This is a genomic window from Micromonospora sp. M42, from assembly GCF_000568915.1.
Classification (GTDB): domain Bacteria; phylum Actinomycetota; class Actinomycetes; order Mycobacteriales; family Micromonosporaceae; genus Micromonospora; species Micromonospora chalcea.
This window is the reverse complement of sequence record NZ_KK037233.1, coordinates 2,733,500-2,751,852: the sequence shown is the minus strand read 5'-3', so window position 1 is coordinate 2,751,852 and position 18,353 is coordinate 2,733,500. Positions and strand designations below refer to the sequence as shown.

The window sequence follows — 18,353 nt, the reverse complement described above, 5'->3', positions numbered from 1 at the left end:
TCTACCTCAGGCGTTAATAAGGGGCCCTTCCTTGCATCAGCAGGCGGTGCCGTTGAGCTTGACCGTGGCGGGGGCGGCGGCGGTGCCGTTGGCGGTGAAGCCGACGGTGACCGACGCGCCCGCCGCCAGCGACGACGCCCAGGCCGGCGCGGCCGCCGTCACAGTGGTGCCGGACTGCGTGACAGTGGCGTTCCAGCCGCTCGCCAGCGTCACCCCGGACGGCCAGGTCCAGGTGGCCGACCACGGGTTCACCGCGGCGGTGCCGGTGTTCTTGACCGTCAGCTCACCCTGGAAGCCGCCCGCCCAGGAGTTGATCTGCTTGTAGGTGGCGGTGCAGCCACCGGTCACCGGAGGCGGCGGGGTGGTCGGCGCCGGTGACGTGTTCGGCGTGCCGGTCGGGGACGGGCTGGTGGTGCCGCCACCACCGGTCGGCGGGATCAGGTACGGCGTGAGGATGTCCTGCTTCGGCTGGTTGATAGTGGTCCAGTCGTCGTTGGCGATGCCGCCGGTGTCACCGGAGTTCGGGTTCCACGACCAGTACGTGAACGACATGCCGTTCACGCCGGTGCCGGTGTACGCCATCAGGTTCTGCAGCCAGATCTTGTCCTTGGGGTCCTGCAGCGTGGTGCCGAACTCGCCCATCATGATCGGCGCGATGTTCTGCTTGTACAGGTAACCCCAGTACTTGTCCCAGATGGCCGGCATGTTCGCCGGGTACGTCGGGTCGTCGAACCAGGCCTGCCGGTACACCGACGTGGCGTACTCGTGCGGCGAGTAGACCAGCCGGTTCGCCACGTTCAGCCGGACCGGGAACTGCCCGGCCTTGGACAGGTTGCCGCCCCACCAGCCGCAGTCCTCGTCGTTGCTGGGGTCGTTGTCCCAGACGTTCGACAGGCCGCCGCTCGGGCAGCTCACGCCCTCCACGAAGATCAGCCAGTTCGGCTGCACGCCGAGGATCGCGTTGCCGGCCCGCTCGGCGGCCAGCCGCCAGTCCCGCGCGGTGTCGCCGCAGCCCCAGCAGGCGCCGGTGGCGGCCGGGTTGGTGCCCTCGGCGTGCGGCTCGTTGTGCAGGTCCGCGCCGATCACTGTGGTGTTGCCGGCGTACCGCTGGGCCAGCATCTTCCAGTCGTTGATCCAGGTCGCCTCGGAGACGGTCGAGGTGTACCAGAGCGGCGACTGCCCGGCCGACGTGGGCCGGTGCCGGTCCAGGATGACCCGCATCCCCTTGCTGCCCGCGTAGTCGATGACCTTGTCGAGGATCTGCAGCGGGGAGAGCCCGATCAGGTCCGGGTTGACGAAGTCGTTGATGCCGGTCGCTGTCGCGCCGGACTTGAGCGCGTCGTTCGAGTACGGAATCCGCAGCGTGTTGTAGCCCAGCCGGGCCATGGTGTCGAGCTGGCCGCGCCACGGGTTGCTCGACCACAGGCCGTGGAACGTCTTGTTGTCGGTCTCCATCCCGAACCAGTTGATGCCGGTCAGCCGGACTGTCGCGCCGGTACTGTCGACGATCTTGTTGCCGCTGGTGTGCAGGTAACCGGTGCCGGTGCCACCGGCCGCAGCGGCGGCCGGTGTGGTGGAGACGGCGGCGGCGACGAGAACGCCGGCCGCAGCGGTGGCGAGCGCTGTCAGGGCGCCGCCGAGGGCGGTGCGTCGGTGCATGGGAGCTCCACTTCGGATGCCCGCGCCGCGCAGGCGCCGCGGGCGGCAGGACCAGGAGGCACGTCCCGCTCGTCATCGAGTACGCGCGCAGCGCGCGCCGGGCCGTGTCGTGTGGACGGCCAACCGCGAGATGTCGCACCGGCGATCGTCGACGGCGAGATCAGCCGTCGGTGCCCTCGTGCCGGTGCCTGAACCTGGCTCCGCCGCTCATTCTGATCAGCCCGCCTCGATGCGTCAACCCGGCCCGGACGCAGGTGAGCCCCCGGGCCGGAACGGCCGGGGGCTCACCCGATGTGTCTGTCCGCCGGCCTGCCCGGCCGGGGTGCGTGCGTCAGCCGGCCTGCTCGGCGAGCTGGAGGAACTGCCGCTTCGACGCGAGCGCCTGCTCGGCCTCCTTGATCCGGCGGGCGTCACCGGCGGCCTGGGCCCGGGCCAGCCGGTCCTCGGCCTCGGCGACCTGGGCGCGCATCTGCGCCAGCAGCGGGTTGTCCTCCTTGGAGGTACGCCGCCACGCCGAGTCCATCACCTCGCGGACCTTGTCGTCCACGGCCCGCAGCCGGCGCTCCAGCCCGGACGCGGCCTCGCGGGGCACGCGACCGGCCTCGTGCCACTGCGCCTGGATCTCCCGCAGCTTCGCCTGGGCGCCCTTCGGGTCGGCGTCGATGTCGAGCGCCTCGGCCTCGGCCAGCAGCGCCTGCTTGCGCTCCAGGTTGGCGCGCTGCTCGTTGTCGCGTGCCGAGAAGACCTCGCTGCGCCGGCTGAAGAACTCGTCCTGCGCGGCCCGGAACCGTTCCCAGAGCTTCTGCTCGGCCTCCTTGGCGGCGCGCGGCGCGGCCTTCCACTGGGCCATCAGGTCCTTGAGCTGCCCGGCGGTGACGCCCCAGTCGGTGGAGTCCTTGAGCTTCTCCGCCTCGGCGACCAGCTCCTCCTTGACCGTCTGCGCCTGCTTGCGCTGCTGGTCCAGGGAGGCGAAGTGGGCGCCCCGGCGGCGGGTGAAGCCGTCCCGCGCGGCGGCGAACCGCTTCCACAGCTCACCGTCGGTCTTCTTGTCGACGCCGCGGATGGTCTTCCACTCGTCGAGGATCTCCTTGAGCCGGTCCCCGGCGGTCTTCCAGCCGGTCGACTCGGCCGCCAGCTTCTCGGCCTCCTCGACCAGGGCGGTCTTGCGCGCCAGCGCCTCACCGCGGGCGGCCTCGCGGGCCGCCTTGGCCTCGCCGGCCTTCTCCTCGGCGACGACGGCGAGCTTGTCCAGCCGGGCGGCCAGCGCGTCGAGGTCACCGACCACGTGCGCCTCGGCCAGCGAACCGCGGATCCGCCGGATCGTGGTCAGGGAGTGGCCGGCATCAGCCGCGCCCGAGTTGAGCCGGGCCTCGGTCAGGTCGACCTCGGTCACCAGATCGGCGTAGCGCCGGGCGAAGTGGGCGAGCCCTTCCTCCGGTGCGCCCGCCTGCCAGGATCCGACCACCCGCTCGCCCTCGGTCGTCTTGACGTAGACGGTGCCGTCCTCGTCCACCCGTCCGAAGGCAGTCCAGTCGCTCATGTGCCCATCCTCGTTCTCCCGGCGTCGAGGGGACAGTCCCCTCGAATCGCCGCCACGGCGCAGCAAACTTTCTCCCGGCATTGTCACAGGTCCGACCCGGTCCGTGTCGAGCGCCTGCCGTCGACCGTGACCATACGGTGTCGTACGCCCTCGATGACCGGATCGGCGCGGGGACGCACCGGCGGATCCCGATAGGTTTGGGGGCGTGCCACTGGTCGCCGCCGCAGTCTGCCCCCATCCGCCGCTTATCGTGCCCGAGCTGGCCGGCGCCGCCGCGCCCGAGCTGGACGACCTGCGCGCCGCCGCCGACGCCGCTGTCGCACGGCTGCTCGCCGCCGGGCCCGAGGCGGTCCTGCTCGTCGGAGCAGGGCCGGAGACCGTCCGGTTCAACGCCGCCGACTGGGGTTCCCTGCGCGGCTTCGGGCTGGACCGGCCGGTGCGGCTGTGGAAGATCTCCTGCTCCGGCGCGGAGCGCCTGCCGCTGAGCCTGACCGTCGGCGCCTGGCTGCTCAACCGTTCCGGCACCGAGCTGCCCCGCCTGGCCCGGTCGGTGGCCCACGACGCCACACCGGCGCAGTGCGCGGCGTTCGGCGCGAGCCTGATCGCCGACGACGATCCGCGGGTCGCGCTGCTCGTGCTCGGTGACGGGTCCGCCTGCCGCGGCGTCAAGGCGCCGGGGTACGACGATCCGCGCGCCGAGGCGTACGACGAAGGGGTTGCGGTTGCCCTGGCCGGCGCGGACGCCGACGCCCTGCTCGGCCTGGACCCGGGGCTGTCGGCGGAGCTGAGGGTCGCCGGGCGGGCGCCGTGGCAGGTGCTGGCCGGAGCGGCCCGGGCGGCGGGCGGCGACTGGCGTGGTGACGTCAGCTACCAGGACGCGCCCTACGGCGTGGCCTACTTCGTGGCGAACTGGGAGCGGGCATGACCGTCGTGGCGGTGGTCGGGCCGACCGCGGCCGGGAAGTCGGCGCTGAGCATCGCGCTGGCGCACGCGCTCGGCGGCGAGGTGGTCAACGCCGACTCGATGCAGCTCTACCGGGGCATGGACATCGGCACCGCGAAGCTGACGCCGGCCGAACGCGAGGGTGTGCCGCATCACCTGCTGGACATCTGGCCGGTGACCGAGCCGGCGAGCGTCGCGGAGTACCAGGCGCTGGCCCGCGCTGCCGTCGACGACATCCTGGCCCGGGGGCGGGTGCCGCTGCTGGTCGGCGGCTCCGGGCTGTACGTGCGGGCGGTGCTGGAACAGTTCGAGTTCCCCGGCACCGACCCGGCGCTGCGGCAGCGGCTGGAGGCGGAGCTGGCCGCTGTCGGCCCGCTGCCGCTGCACGCGCGGCTGGCCGAGGCGGACCCGGGGGCGGCGGCGAGCATCCTGCCCACGAACGGACGGCGGATCGTGCGGGCGCTGGAGGTGATCGAGCTGACCGGCGCGCCGTTCACCGCGTCGCTGCCGTCGCCCACGCCGTACTACCCGTCGGTGCAGCTCGGCGTCGACCTGGACACCGCGTCGCTGGACGAGCGGATCGCGCTGCGGGTGGACCGGATGTGGGCCGACGGCCTGGTCGACGAGGTGCGGGCGCTGGTCGGCGAAGGGCTGCCCGAGGGCCGTACCGCCAGCCGCGCGCTCGGCTACCAGCAGGTGCTGCGGTTCCTGGCCGGGGAGCTGACCGAGGCCGAAGCGCACGAGGAGACCGTCCGCGCGACCCGCCGGTTCGTCCGCCGGCAGCGCTCCTGGTTCCGGCGCGACCCGCGCGTGCACTGGCTGGACTCGGCGTCGCCCGGGTTTCTCGACACTGCCCTGCGGGTGGTCGCCGAGCATCGGCCATGATGGGGGCGTGGAGTTCACAAAGGGTCACGGCACCGGCAACGACTTCGTCATCCTGCCCGACCCGGACGGCACGCTCGACCTGACACCCGGCCTGGTCGCCGCGCTCTGCGACAGGCGGCGCGGCCTCGGCGGCGACGGCGTGCTGCGCGTCGTACGCGCCGCCAAGCACCCCGAGGGCGTCGCGCTCGCCGGTGAGGCCGAGTGGTTCATGGACTACTGGAACTCCGACGGCTCGTTCGCCGAGATGTGCGGCAACGGGGCCCGCGTGTTCGTCCGCTACCTGCTGGACCGTTCGCTGGCCGCGGCCTCGTCCTCGTCGTCCTCGTCCTCGTCCTCGTCGGGCGGGACGCTGCCCATCGCCACCCGCGCCGGTCTGGTGCGGGCCCGGGTCGAGGGCGCGGACGTGGCGGTCGAGATGCGCCGCCCCCGGCTGTACGACACGGCGACCGCCACGCTCGGCGGGCTGACGCTGCCCGGTGCCGCAGTGGACGTCGGCAACCCGCACCTGGTGTGCGCGCTGCCCGCCGCGCTGGAGCTGACCGGCCTCGACCTGACCCGCGCGCCCGAGGTGGACGCCGGGACCTTCCCGGCCGGGGTGAACGTGGAGTTCACCACGCCCGGCGAGCCGGTGACCGGCGCCGACGCGCACGTGCTGATGCGGGTCTACGAGCGCGGCTCGGCCGAGACACTGTCCTGCGGCACCGGCGCGTGCGCGGTCGGCGCGGTGGCGTTGCGCGACGCCGGCCTCGACACCGGCACGGTGGCGGTGGACGTACCCGGTGGACGCCTCACGGTCACCGTGACACCCGACTCCTGCTGGCTGTCGGGCCCGGCGGTCCTGGTGGCCACCGGCACCCTGACCCCGTCCGCCCTGACCCCCTGACCGCGCCCTCTCCGTCTGCGGCGCCCCCCCTTCGCGGTTGATCAAGGAGTTTGCGGGGGATTTCCGGCGTCCCAGTGACACGAACTCCTTGGTCAACTTGGGGTGTTCGCGGCCCTGGCACGCGGGGCCTTGGCCGTCCGTACCATCCCGCCCTGGCGCGCTGCCGCCCGGCATGATCAACACCAGCTCGCCGAAGTGGTGGTGTCGCGGAGCCTCTGATGGCACCACTTCGGGGAACTGGTGTTGATCAAGGGCGATGATGCCGCCACTTCGGGGAAGTGGAGTCGATCAAGCCGGGGTGAAGGGTCATGTGTCCGACTTGTCCCCCTCGGGGTGGGGCGCTGTTGTGGATCTTGGAAGATTAGGGTCCCTCTGGCTGCCATTTCCTTCCAAGATCTCGCGTGGACGCGCGTCGGGCGACGCCTGACCCTCATGCGGGTGCGGGTGCGGGTGCGGGTGGCGTCGTAGCCGAAGAAGTGTGCGCGTGTGCTGAGAAGAGCGTCTGAGCCGGGCAACTCGCGTGCGGTGGAAGCCGCGCCCCTGTCCCGGAAGCTGCTGGTGTGCCCGAATCGGCACGTGCACCCAGAAGCCGTGCGCGTGCCCGGAACACGCGCGCTCGTGTCTCCGACCCGGCAGGGGCGTGCCCCGCGAGGAGGCGCTGCCCTGAGGAGGTGCTGTCCTGCGAGGAGGTGCTGTCCTGCGAGGAGGTGCTGTCCTGCGAGGAGGCGCTGTCCCGCGAGGAGGCGCTGTCCCGCGAGGAGGCGCTGCCCTGCGAGAGGCGCCGCGAGCGGGAGGAGCGCGTCAGGGGGTGGCGCTGGCGTTGGCGGCGATCTCGGGCAGGTCCGCCGGGCCCGGGTCGGCCGCCGGCGCCGGCGTGGCGGCCGGGTTCTGGGCGGCGGCCCGCACCGCGGCGGCCACCGCCGGGGCGACCCGGGAGTCGAAGACGCTCGGCACGATCACCGTCGGGTTGATCTTGTCTTCGCCGACCACGTCCGCGATGGCCCGGGCGGCGGCGAGCGCCATCTCCTCGGTGAACTCCTCGGCGTGCGCGTCGAGCATGCCGCGGAACACGCCGGGGAAGGCGAGCACGTTGTTGATCTGGTTGGGCTGGTCGGAGCGGCCGGTGGCGACCACGGCGGCGTACTTGCGCGCCTCGCGCGGGTCCACCTCCGGGTCGGGGTTCGCCAGCGCGAAGACGATCGAGTCCTTCGCCATGGCGGCGACGTCCTCGCCGGTGAGCAGGTTCGGCGCGCTCACGCCGATGAACACGTCCGCGCCGCGTACCGCACCGGCCAGGTCACCGGAGTAGTTCTCCTTGTTGGTGTTCTCGGCCAGCCACTGCCAGGCCGGGTTGAGGTCCGGCAGGCCGCGGTGCAGGGCGCCCTGGCGGTCGTACGCGATGATGTCGCCCACGCCCTGGCGCAGCAGCAGCTTCATGATCGCGGTGCCGGCCGCGCCGGCGCCGGAGACCACGACCCGGACGTCCGCGAGCTGCTTGCCCACGACGCGCAGCGCGTTCGTCAGCGCGGCCAGCACGCAGATCGCGGTGCCGTGCTGGTCGTCGTGGAAGACCGGGATGTCCAGCGCCTCGCGCAGCCGGGCCTCGATCTCGAAGCAGCGTGGCGCGGCGATGTCCTCCAGGTTGATCCCGCCGTACGCGGGCGCGATCGCCTTGACGATCGCCACGATCTCGTCGGTGTCCTGGGTGTCCAGCACCACCGGCCAGGCGTCCACCCCGCCGAAGCGCTTGAACAGGGCGGCCTTGCCCTCCATCACCGGCAGCGAGGCGGCCGGGCCGAGGTTGCCCAGGCCGAGCACGGCGGTGCCGTCGCTGACCACGGCGACGGTGTTGCGTTTGATGGTGAGCCGGCGCGCGTCGGCCGGGTTCTCCGCGATGGCCATGCAGACCCGGGCCACACCCGGGGTGTACGCGCGGGACAGCTCGTCGCGGGTACGCAGCGCGACCTTCGGGGTCACCTCGATCTTGCCGCCGAGGTGCAGCAGGAACGTGCGGTCGGAGACCTTGCGGACGTCCACCCCGTCGAGCGCGGTGAGCGCGTCGACGACCTGGTCGGCGTGCCCGGCGTCGGCGGTGTCGCAGGTGAGGTCGACGATCACGTGCGCGGGGTCGGAGTCGACCACGTCCAGCGCGGTGACGATGGCCCCGGCCTCGCCGGCGGCGGTGGTGAGCCGGCCGATGGAGGAGGCGTCGGCGGGTACCGCGATCCGGATGGTGATGGAGAATCCGGCACTCGGCAGTCGTGTGTTGGCCACGAGAAACTCCTCCGTCGGCGCTGAGCGGCTCGACTGGCATTTCTACTCGCCCGCGCAGGTCGCCCGGCATCCGCCCCCGCTACCGGTCAGTAGCGTCACGGGCATAAGGCAGGTGCGCCGGGCGTTGTCACATGTCAGGATTGCTGTCACGCGCCGAAAATTCTCGGCGATGCACATAACGGACAGGAGACGCAGTTTGCGCGAGCAGGAGACCTTCCATCCCTACACCGACGACGAGCTCGAGGCCACCACGGGCGAGTACGAGCTGTCGGAGCGGCAGGCGCTGCGGCGGGTCCCCGGCCTCTCCACCGAACTCACAGATATCACCGAGGTCGAATACCGCCAGCTGCGGCTGGAGCGGGTCGTCCTGGTCGGCGTCTGGACCGAGGGCACCCAGACCGACGCCGACAACAGCCTCACCGAACTGGCGGCGCTGGCCGAGACGGCCGGCTCGCAGGTGCTCGAAGGGCTGATCCAGCGCCGGCACCGGCCCGACCCGGCCACGTACATCGGTCGCGGCAAGGTCGACGACCTGGGCGCGGTGGTGCTGTCCACCGGCGCCGACACCATCATCTGCGACGGTGAGCTGTCGCCGTCGCAGCTGCGCAACCTGGAGCAGCGCACCAAGGTCAAGGTGGTCGACCGGACCGCCCTGATCCTCGACATCTTCGCCCAGCACGCCAAGAGCAAGGAGGGCAAGGCGCAGGTCGAGCTGGCCCAGCTCGAATACCTGCTGCCGCGCCTGCGCGGTTGGGGCGAGACGCTGTCCCGGCAGACCGGCGGTAGCGGTCGCGGCGGTGGCGCCGGCGGCGGCGTGGGCCTGCGCGGTCCCGGTGAGACCAAGCTGGAGACCGACCGTCGGCGTATCCGCCACCGCATCGCGCGGCTGCGCCGCGAGATCAAGAGCATGGCGATGGTACGCCAGACCAAGCGCTCCCGACGCACCCGTAACGCGGTGCCGGCGGTGGCCATCGCCGGCTACACCAACGCCGGCAAGTCCAGCCTGCTCAACCGCCTCACCGGGGCGGGCGTGCTGGTGGAGAACGCGCTGTTCGCCACGCTGGACCCGACCACCCGCCGCGCCACCACGTCCGACGGGCGGCTCTACACGCTGTCCGACACGGTCGGCTTCGTCCGGCACCTGCCGCACCAGATCGTCGAGGCGTTTCGCTCGACGCTCGAGGAGGTCGCCGACGCGGACCTGGTCGTGCACGTGGTCGACGGCACCCACCCGGACCCGGAGGAGCAGGTCCGGGCGGTACGCGAGGTGCTCGCCGAGGTGGGCGCCGACCGGCTGCCGGAGCTCCTGGTGGTGAACAAGACCGACGCCACCGACGAGGAGACGATGCTGCGGCTCAAGCGGCTTTGGCCGGACGCCGTGTTCGTCTCCGCGCACAGTGGCCGCGGGATCGACGAGCTGCGCGAGGCGGTCGAGCGCCGGCTGCCCCGGCCGGCCGTCGAGGTGCGCGTCGTGCTCCCGTACGACCGGGGTGACCTGGTCGCCCGGGCGCACCGGCAGGGTGAGGTGCTCAGCACCGCTCACCTGCCCGAGGGCACGCTGCTGCACGTACGGGTGGGCCAGGGGCTCGCCGCCGAGCTCGCGCCCTACCGGGCGGGGGATCGGCTGACCAGCGACGAGCGGGTGGGCGCCGGACGGTGAGCCGTCCGGCGTCACCCGCCGGAAACCCGCGTCGTGCGACACTGAGCGTCATGCGGCACGTTGTCTCCTCGGTCACGCTCGCGCTCGGCCTGGTCGGCGCGGTCGTGGCGCCGGCCGGGCCGGCCCCGGCGGCTCCCGCCGCGGCCCCCGTGCTGGCCGCGGCTCCCAAGAAGAAGTGCACGGTCGAGGACAACCGCCTCCGCGAGCTGTCCGGCCTGATCGCCACCAGCAGCGGGTACGTCGTGATCAACGACGGCACCGACGACCCCAGCCGCAAGCGGGTCTTCTACCTGGACGCCAAGTGCAAGGTCGAGAAGGAGGTCCGGTACTCCGGTGACGGGCCCTTCGACACGGAGGACCTGGCGCTCGGCCCGGACCGCAAGACGCTCTGGATCGCCGACACCGGCGACAACGTGGAGAAGAAGACCCGCCGGGAGCGGGTCGCGGTCTGGACGATGCCGCTCAGCGGCGCGAAGCAGCCGGTGCTGCACCGGCTCAGCTACCCGGGCAAGGAGCCGCACGACGCGGAGGCCCTGCTCGTCGGCGACGACAACATGCCGCTGGTGATCACCAAGGACCTGTCCGGCAAGTCGGAGATCTTCACGCCGACGGTGAAGCTGAAGACCGCCGGCGACCCCGAGCCGATCCCGATGAAGAAGGTCGGCGAGGTCACGCTGCCGAAGACCGACACCGAGAACAAGCTCGGGTCGCCCGGGCGAGCGCTGGTGACCGGCGCGGCCCGTTCACCCGACGGCAGCAAGGTCGTGCTGCGCACGTACGCCGACGCGTTCGAGTTCGACGTGTCCGGCGGCGACATCGTCAAGGCGCTGACCACAGGTAAGCCCCGGATCACCCCGCTGGCCGACCCGTTCGGCGAGGCGATCTCGTACACGCCCGACGGCAAGTTGTTCGTCACCGTCTCCGACGGCGGGACGCTGGACGACTCGGATCCGATCGACATTCTCAGCTACACGCCGTCCACCAGTGGCGCGGAGGCGCTCCCGAACGGCGGCAAGGCCGAGACGAAGGCGGCCGCCGAGAAGTCCTGGCTCGAAGGGCTCTCACTCGACGAGATCACGTACCTGATCGCGGCGGTCGGGGTGATCGGCGCGCTCCTGGTCGGCGCGGGCGTCTTCGGGATCCTGCGGTCGCGGCGCAAGCCCGCGCCGCGGGCCGAGGAGCCGGAGCGCAGCGGCGAGTTCCCGGTGAACGGCGGGTTCCCGTCGGCGGAACGGCCGGAGGCACCGCGCGGCGGGGTCTACGGCGGGGGCCAGGGCGGTGTCTACGGTGGCGCAGCGAACGGCGACCGTCCGCCCTCGGGCGGCGTCTACGGCGGTGGCCGGCCGGGTGGCGGCGTGTACGGCGGCGGCCCTCAGGAGGGCGGCCGTGGCCAGGGCAAGGTGGCCGTCCCCCGGGCGGCACCCGTCCGCAGGGTGGTGGGGTGTACGGCGGCGGCGCCCCGGCCGGCGGCGGAGGTCGCGGTGGCGGTGTCTACGGCGGTGGCCAGGGCGGTTCAGGTCGTGGCGGTCAGGGTGGCGGCTACGGCGGCGGCCCGGGTGGGCCCGGTTACCGCGGGCAGCCCGGTGGCGGGCCGCGCGGAGGCGGCGGCCGGGCCGAGCCGCCGCGTCGCGCCAGGACCCGCGTGGCGCGCGCCGCGACGACGGCTACGACGACCGGGGGCAGTACGGCCCGGTGTCCGGTGGTGGCCGGGAGTACCGGGGCGACCGCTACTGAGACGACACGGAAAAGGGGGTGACCGCGACGGTCACCCCCTTTCCGCGCTGCTGTGGGGTCAGATGCGGCGCAGCACCGCCACCACGCGACCCATGATGGTGGCGTCGTCGCCGGGGATCGGGTCGAAGGCCGGGTTCTGCGGCATCAGCCAGACGTGCCCGTCCCGCCGCCGGTAGGTCTTGACCGTCGCCTCGCCGTCGAGCATCGCGGCGACGATGTCGCCGACCTCGGCGTTGGGCTGCTGCCGGACGACCACCCAGTCGCCGTCGCAGATCGCCGCGTCGAGCATCGAGTCGCCCTTGACCTGGAGCATGAAGACCTCGCCCTCGCCGACCAGCTCGCGGGGGAGGGGGAAGATGTCCTCCACCGCCTGCTCGGCCAGGATCGGCCCACCGGCGGCGATGCGGCCCAGCATCGGCACGTACGCCGGGGTGGGGCGCTGCGCGCGGGCGGCCTCGTCGTCGGCCTCGCCCGGGGCCCGGACGTCGACGGCGCGTGGCCGGTTCGGGTCGCGGCGCAGGAAGCCCTTCTTCTCCAGCTCCTTGAGCTGGTAGGCGACGCTGGACGGGGAGACCAGGCCGACCGCCTCACCGATCTCGCGCACGCTCGGCGGGTAGCCGTGCCGCTCGACCCAGGTGCGGATGAACTCCAGGATCCGCCGCTGCCGGGCGGTCAGGTCGACGCTCGTCGGGTCGGGGAAGCTGCTCACCACCGGCGTGACCGGGCGTACCGCCGCCGGGGCGGTGCGGCTGCGGGCGGCGCGGGGGCGGCGGGTCGCCGGAGGACCCGCCCCGTCGTTCGGCTGCGGGTTCTTCTGCCGGCTGGCCCGGTCCTCGGTCACGTCCGTCCCTCCCTGGTCGGCGCTGGGGTGCCTCGTCGGCTCGTGGTGCGTGTGGTCTGACCGTATAGGTGAGATCGGTCATTTTCAAACATCTGTACGACCTGCTGTCGGCGTGTCGTGCCGAATTCCTGGATTTCCGAACTGTTGTTCTGATAAAAGAGTACGCCGCTCGTACAGATGTTCCATTGCGGCGGGCCGTGTCCAGCGCGGGAGGCCGTCCGTTGGGCTCCTCGGCGGGGTCGCGCCGACCGTGATTCTGATGACGCGCCGGACACGCCCGCCAACTTGACCTCGCTTGGGGTTCGGCATACGGTCGACCCCTAGATGTAGTAGTCACACGGGCGTAAGTCGCCCACAGGTTGGGTTCAACTACCGAACGCACTCCCGCACCGCGCATCCGGCGACGGTCATCGGACGATGACTCCGCCGTGCCGACGTGTGCCCGGGAGCCGGTAGGTGTGCCCGCGATCGACGGAGGAGGTCGGGCCCATGCGCTGTCCGTACTGCCGGCACGCCGACTCCCGGGTGGTCGACTCGCGGGAGGCCGACGACGGCCAGCTCATCCGGCGGCGGCGGTCCTGCCCGGAGTGCGGCAAACGGTTCACCACCGTCGAGGAGGCGGTGCTCGCGGTGGTCAAGCGCAGCGGGGTGACCGAGCCGTTCAGCCGTACGAAGATCATCGGCGGGGTGCGCAAGGCGTGCCAGGGGCGGCCGGTCGACGACGACTCGATCGCGCTGCTGGCACAGAAGGTCGAGGAGACCGTACGGGCCAAGGGGGCGGCCGAGATCCCCAGCCACGAGGTGGGCCTGGCCATCCTCGGCCCGTTGCGCGACCTCGACGAGGTGGCCTACATGCGGTTCGCCAGCGTCTACCGGTCCTTCGACTCGCTCGCCGACTTCGAGCGGGAGATCGAGACGTTGCGGGCCGCCGCGCGCGCCCGGGAGGGCGCCGGTGCCGGTGCGGCGGACGCCGCCGGCGCGATCAGCTGACATTTTCGGGTTTCTGACAGGTACACGAGGCGCGGTGGGTGACCGTGCCGACGAGGGGGGCGAGGGCGTGACGACCAGCAGGTCACGGAACAAGGCCGGGGCGGGGCTGAAGATCGAGCGCGTCTGGACGACCGAGGGGGTGCATCCCTACGACGAGGTCACCTGGGAGCGCCGCGACGTCGTCATGACGAACTGGCGGGACGGCTCGATCAACTTCGAGCAGCGGGGGGTGGAGTTCCCCGAGTCCTGGTCGGTGAACGCGGCGAACATCGTGACCACCAAGTACTTCCGGGGCGCGGTGGGGACCCCGGAGCGGGAGTGGTCGCTGCGGCAGCTGATCGACCGGGTGGTCGACACCTACCGCACCGCCGGTGAGGAGTACGGCTACTTCGCCACCCCGGCCGACGCCGAGGTGTTCGCGCACGAGCTGACCTGGATGCTGCTGCACCAGGTGTTCAGCTTCAACTCGCCGGTGTGGTTCAACGTCGGCACGCCGTCGCCGCAGCAGGTCAGCGCCTGCTTCATCCTGTCGGTCGACGACTCGATGGACTCCATCCTCGACTGGTACAAGGAGGAGGGGCGGATCTTCCAGGGCGGCTCGGGCGCCGGGGTGAACCTGTCCCGCATCCGTTCCTCGAAGGAACTGCTCTCCTCCGGCGGCACCGCCTCCGGCCCGGTCAGCTTCATGCGCGGCGCGGACGCCTCCGCCGGCACCATCAAGTCCGGCGGCGCCACCCGGCGCGCGGCCAAGATGGTCATCCTCGACGTCGACCACCCGGACATCGAGGAGTTCGTGGCGACCAAGGCGCGCGAGGAGGACAAGATCCGCGCGCTGCGCGACGCCGGGTTCGACATGGACCTGGGCGGCGCCGACATCGTCAGCGTGCAGTACCAGAACGCCAACAACTCGGTCCGCGTCTCCGACGAGTTCATGACCGCCGTGGAGAACGGTGGCGGCTTCGACCTGCGCGGCCGGCTCGACGGGCAGACCATCGAGACGATCGACGCGAAGAAGCTGTTCCGTACCATCTCCCAGGCCGCGTGGGAGTGCGCCGACCCGGGCCTGCAGTACGACGACACCATCAACGACTGGCACACCTGCCCGGAGACCGGGCGGATCACCGCGTCGAACCCGTGCTCGGAGTACCTGCACCTGGACAACTCCTCGTGCAATCTGGCCTCGCTGAACCTGATGAAGTTCCTGCGCGCCGACGGCGGCTTCGAGGTGGAGAAGTTCGTCAAGTCGGTCGAGTTCGTCATCACCGCGATGGACATCTCGATCTGCTTCGCCGACTTCCCGACCGAGAAGATCGGTGAGACCACCCGCGCCTACCGGCAGCTCGGCATCGGGTACGCCAACCTGGGCGCGCTGCTGATGGCCTCCGGCCTGCCGTACGACTCGGAGCAGGGCCGGGAGGTGTCCGCCGCGATCACCTCGCTGATGACCGGCACCGCCTACCGCCGGTCCGCCGAACTGGCCGGCATCGTCGGCCCGTACGACGGCTACGCCCGCAACGCCGAGCCGCACAAGCGGGTCATGCGCAAGCACGCCGCCGCCAACGACGCGATCAAGCCGACCGGCACCGTGGGCACCGCCGTGCAGCGCGAGGCGACCAAGCAGTGGACGCTGGGCAACAAGCTCGGTGACAAGCACGGCTGGCGCAACTCGCAGGCCAGCGTGCTCGCCCCGACCGGCACCATCGGCCTGATGATGGACTGCGACACCACCGGCGTCGAGCCGGACCTGGCGTTGGTGAAGTTCAAGAAGCTGGTCGGTGGCGGCTCGATGCAGATCGTCAACCAGACCGTGCCGCGCGCCCTGCGCAGCCTCGGCTACCCCGAGGAGCAGGTCGAGGCGATCGTCGAGCACATCGCCGACCACGGCCACGTGGTGGACGCCCCGGGCCTCAAGCCGGAGCACTACCCGGTCTTCGACTGCGCCATGGGCGAGCGCTCGATCGCGCCGATGGGCCACGTGCGGATGATGGCGGCCGTCCAGCCGTTCATCTCCGGCGCCATCTCCAAGACGGTCAACATGCCGGAGCAGGCCACCGTCGAGGACGTCGAGAAGATCTACTTCGAGGGCTGGAAGCTCGGCCTCAAGGCGCTGGCGATCTACCGGGACAACTGCAAGGTCGGCCAGCCGCTGTCGGCGGCGAAGAAGAACAAGAGCACCGTCGAGACCCAGGCCCCGGCCGCCGAGCCGGAGAAGGTCGTGGAGAAGGTCGTCGAGTACCGCCCGGTGCGCAAGCGGCTGCCGAAGAAGCGCCCGTCGGAGACGATCTCCTTCTCGGTCGGCGGCGCGGAGGGCTACCTCACCGCCTCGTCGTACCCGGACGACGGTCTCGGCGAGGTCTTCCTCAAGATGTCGAAGCAGGGCTCGACCCTGGCCGGCGTGATGGACGCCTTCTCGGTGGCCATCTCCATCGGTCTCCAGTACGGCGTCCCGCTGGAGACGTACGTCAGCAAGTTCACCAACATGCGCTTCGAGCCGGCCGGCATGACCGACGACCCGGACGTGCGGATGGCCGCCTCGGTGATGGACTACATCTTCCGTCGCCTGGCGCTGGACTTCCTGCCGTACGACCGCCGCGCCGAGCTGGGCATCTTCACCGCCAAGGAGCGGGCCGCCCAGCTCGCGGCCGAGGCGGAGGCGGAGGCGAGCGGTGCGGACCTCACCGCGATGGCCGCCTCCGCCCCGGTCGAGGCGCCGGAGCCGAAGACCGGCCCAGTCGCGCAGCCGGCGCAGGAGATGGCCGACGTCGCCGCGGTCAAGCCCGCTCCGGTGGTGGGTTCCAGCACGGAGCTGCTGGAGGCCGTGATCGGCAAGGCCGCCGACGCGCCGCTCTGCTTCACCTGCGGCACGAAGATGCGGCCCGCCGGTAGCTGCTACGTCTGCGAGGGCTGCGGCTCCACCAGCGGCTGCAGCTGACATCGAGCTGAGTCGCATCTGTTGCGACAGCGACCGCCCGATCCTCCAGGGGTCGGGCGGTCGCTGCGGCAGGTACGAGGTGTCGTCGATCGTCAGACGGACGGGTCCCAGGCAATGAGCTGGTCGAAGATGCGGCGGTCGCCGTCCAGCTCCAGCTTCGGGGAATCCGGCGTGATGCGGCCGTAGAAGAACAGGACCAGGTCACTGGCCGTGCCCCGGGCGGAGACGAAGGCTGTGTCCCGGTCCGGGTCCTCACCGGCGGCCGGCTCGCCGAGCCGGCTGGCCTGTGCGCCGTCGCCGGACAGGCGAAGGCGCCACGAGCGGCCCTCGGTGGCGTGGTATTCGACGACGGCGGGTTCGTGCGGCCAGGCGACATCCGTCGAGCAGAGCGTGAACTGGCAGTCGTCGAAAGCGTCGAGGGCGACCTCGTCCGGCAGCGGCTCCGGGGTCCCCACGGCGAGCTGAGCGTCGCGGGTGTGCACAGCGATCTCGGCGACCTGGCGCCGAGCCCATGCACCGGAGGTTTCCGGTGACTGCGAATCACCCCACCACGTCCAGCACCGGCGGTCCGGGCCGGCCTCGCGCAGCACGCTCGTCAGCCGCTCGACGGACTCGGTCCACCAGGCCAGGAGAGCCTCGCGTTCCCGAGGTGCACCCGTGCCGTCGTCCCACACGGACTTGTCCGGGGGACCGTCGGCCGGCCCTGCGGCGACGATGGCGGCCGACCTGCGGCGGCCCATGCCCAGGTGCTGTACGAGATCGAACAGCGTCCACTCCGGACAGCTCGGCACTGGCGTGTCGAGGCTGGGCGCCGCAGCGACCGCGGCGCGGAAAGCAGTCGACCGGTCGTCGATCAGCCGCAGGTGATCGACAAAGGTGAGATTCGTGTGCACCCGGGCTGTCTATCAGCGTTCCTCGACAAATGGACAGCGAGTTTCGCCGCGCACGCGGCGGGCGGTGCCGGCGGTCACAGCCCATCGCGTACGCGAGCTGGAATGCTCGGGGGATGAGCACGACAGACATCTATCGGGTCTTCGCCGAGCGTGAGACGCGCGGCGTGTCCCCGGCGTACGAGCGGTTGTCGCGGGTGGTCGCCGGTGACCCGGAGCTGCTCGCCCTGCTCGACACGCTTCCGCCGGCCAAGCGTCAGCCGAACCTGCTGTTCGGGGTGGTGCGGCTGCGCGGCGGGCCGGTGGACGACCCGGCGGCGTTCCGCGCGTACGTGATGGGGCACTGGCCGGACGTGGCGGCGCAGATGCGGGTGCGGGCGACGCAGACGAACGAGGCCGGACGCTGCGCCGTACTGCTGCCGGTGCTCGCGGCGTTGCCGCAGCCGCTGGCGTTGCTGGAGGTCGGCGCCTCCGCCGGGCTGTGCCTCTACCCGGACCGGTACGCCTACCGCTACGGCGATCGGCGGATCGGCGACGGCGAGCCGTTGCTCGACTGTGACCTGACCGGCGCCGAGCCGCCGGAGCGGCGTCCGGAGGTGGTGTGGCGGGCCGGGCTGGACCTGAACCCGCTCTACGTCACCGACCCGGCCGACGTGGCCTGGCTGGAGGCGCTGATCTGGCCGGAACACCGGCACCGCCGGGAGCGGCTGCGCGCGGCGGCGGCCGTCGCGGCGGCCGATCCGCCACTGCTGGTACGCGGTGACCTGGTGGACGACCTGCCGGCGCTGGCCGAGCAGGCCCCGGCCGGGGCGACGCTCGTGGTGTTCCACAGCTCGGTGCTCTACCAGGTGCCGAAGGCGCGCCGGGACGCGTTCACCGCGCTGGTACGGACGCTGCCCGGTCACTGGATCGCCAACGAGGACCCGTCCGTGCTGCCGCACGCGGCGCTGCCCGAGCCACCCGCCGAAGGCTTCCACAACGTGCTGGCCCTGGACGGCCGCCCCCTGGCCTGGACCAGAGGCCACGGCCAGGCCCTCACCTGGCTCCCCACCCCCACCCCAACCCCGAGCGCGTGATCATGAAGTTGGCGGTGCGACACGCCGACGCGGCGACCGTCAACTTC

General features: G+C 71.8%; 12 protein-coding genes and 1 pseudogene. 8 read left to right on the top strand and 5 right to left on the bottom strand.

The window, feature by feature from the left end; genetic code table 11:
* Nucleotides 1–36: 36 nt before the first annotated feature.
* Nucleotides 37–1,659, bottom strand: a complete 1,623-nt coding sequence (locus tag MCBG_RS12365; protein WP_043325720.1) for a cellulase family glycosylhydrolase — start codon at nucleotides 1,657–1,659, stop codon at nucleotides 37–39.
* A gap of 331 nt (nucleotides 1,660–1,990) precedes the next feature.
* The gene (locus MCBG_RS12360; protein ID WP_043325718.1) at nucleotides 1,991–3,199 is read right to left on the bottom strand and encodes a DUF349 domain-containing protein; all 1,209 of its coding nucleotides are present in this window, start codon (nucleotides 3,197–3,199) and stop codon (nucleotides 1,991–1,993) included.
* Nucleotides 3,200–3,404: 205 nt separating this feature from the next.
* Between MCBG_RS12360 and MCBG_RS12355 the strand changes: the two genes are divergently transcribed.
* From MCBG_RS12355 to dapF, 3 genes are read left to right on the top strand one after another with little or no spacing between them, the layout of a single operon-like run.
* Nucleotides 3,405–4,124 (top strand): class III extradiol ring-cleavage dioxygenase family protein, encoded by a 720-nt coding sequence (locus MCBG_RS12355; protein ID WP_043325717.1) that lies wholly within the window; start codon nucleotides 3,405–3,407, stop codon nucleotides 4,122–4,124.
* Entirely contained in the window at nucleotides 4,121–5,026 is a 906-nt protein-coding gene (miaA, locus tag MCBG_RS12350; protein WP_043325715.1) for a tRNA (adenosine(37)-N6)-dimethylallyltransferase MiaA, read from the top strand. Before MCBG_RS12355 ends, miaA begins: the two co-directional genes overlap by 4 nt.
* A gap of 7 nt (nucleotides 5,027–5,033) precedes the next feature.
* Nucleotides 5,034–5,909, top strand: a complete 876-nt coding sequence (gene dapF / locus MCBG_RS12345) for a diaminopimelate epimerase (RefSeq protein ID WP_043325714.1) — start codon at nucleotides 5,034–5,036, stop codon at nucleotides 5,907–5,909.
* 801 nt (nucleotides 5,910–6,710) lie between these two features.
* On the opposite strand, the gene MCBG_RS12340 is transcribed toward dapF, so the two are convergent.
* Nucleotides 6,711–8,183: an NAD-dependent malic enzyme gene (locus MCBG_RS12340; protein ID WP_013284747.1), complete on the bottom strand. Its 1,473-nt coding sequence runs from the start codon at nucleotides 8,181–8,183 to the stop codon at nucleotides 6,711–6,713.
* Nucleotides 8,184–8,352: 169 nt separating this feature from the next.
* On the opposite strand from MCBG_RS12340, the gene hflX reads away from it, so the two are divergent.
* A complete protein-coding gene (gene hflX, locus MCBG_RS12335; protein ID WP_223201200.1) occupies nucleotides 8,353–9,843 on the top strand; it encodes a GTPase HflX in 1,491 nt (496 codons plus the stop codon).
* A gap of 50 nt (nucleotides 9,844–9,893) precedes the next feature.
* Nucleotides 9,894–11,577: pseudogene (locus MCBG_RS12330) on the top strand (hypothetical protein).
* Nucleotides 11,578–11,635: 58 nt separating this feature from the next.
* Here MCBG_RS12330 and lexA read toward each other — a convergent pair.
* Entirely contained in the window at nucleotides 11,636–12,418 is a 783-nt protein-coding gene (gene lexA, locus MCBG_RS12325; protein ID WP_043325711.1) for a transcriptional repressor LexA, read from the bottom strand.
* A 489-nt stretch (nucleotides 12,419–12,907) separates the two neighbouring features.
* On the opposite strand from lexA, the gene nrdR reads away from it, so the two are divergent.
* Together nrdR and MCBG_RS12315 are read left to right on the top strand one after the other, a co-directional pair.
* A complete protein-coding gene (gene nrdR / locus MCBG_RS12320) occupies nucleotides 12,908–13,408 on the top strand; it encodes a transcriptional regulator NrdR (RefSeq protein WP_013284751.1) in 501 nt (166 codons plus the stop codon).
* Between the two features lie 34 nt (nucleotides 13,409–13,442).
* Nucleotides 13,443–16,340, top strand: coding sequence for a vitamin B12-dependent ribonucleotide reductase (locus tag MCBG_RS12315; RefSeq protein WP_043325710.1), 2,898 nt, complete (start codon nucleotides 13,443–13,445; stop codon nucleotides 16,338–16,340).
* 92 nt (nucleotides 16,341–16,432) lie between these two features.
* Here MCBG_RS12315 and MCBG_RS12310 read toward each other — a convergent pair whose 3' ends face one another.
* Nucleotides 16,433–17,233 (bottom strand): maleylpyruvate isomerase N-terminal domain-containing protein, encoded by an 801-nt coding sequence (locus MCBG_RS12310; RefSeq protein ID WP_043325709.1) that lies wholly within the window; start codon nucleotides 17,231–17,233, stop codon nucleotides 16,433–16,435.
* Nucleotides 17,234–17,346: 113 nt separating this feature from the next.
* Here MCBG_RS12310 and MCBG_RS12305 point away from each other — a divergent pair, with 113 nt between their 5' ends.
* Nucleotides 17,347–18,306 carry a DUF2332 domain-containing protein gene (locus tag MCBG_RS12305; protein WP_043325707.1) on the top strand — a complete coding sequence of 320 codons (960 nt, stop codon included), beginning with the start codon at nucleotides 17,347–17,349 and terminating at the stop codon, nucleotides 18,304–18,306.
* Nucleotides 18,307–18,353 lie beyond the last annotated feature (47 nt).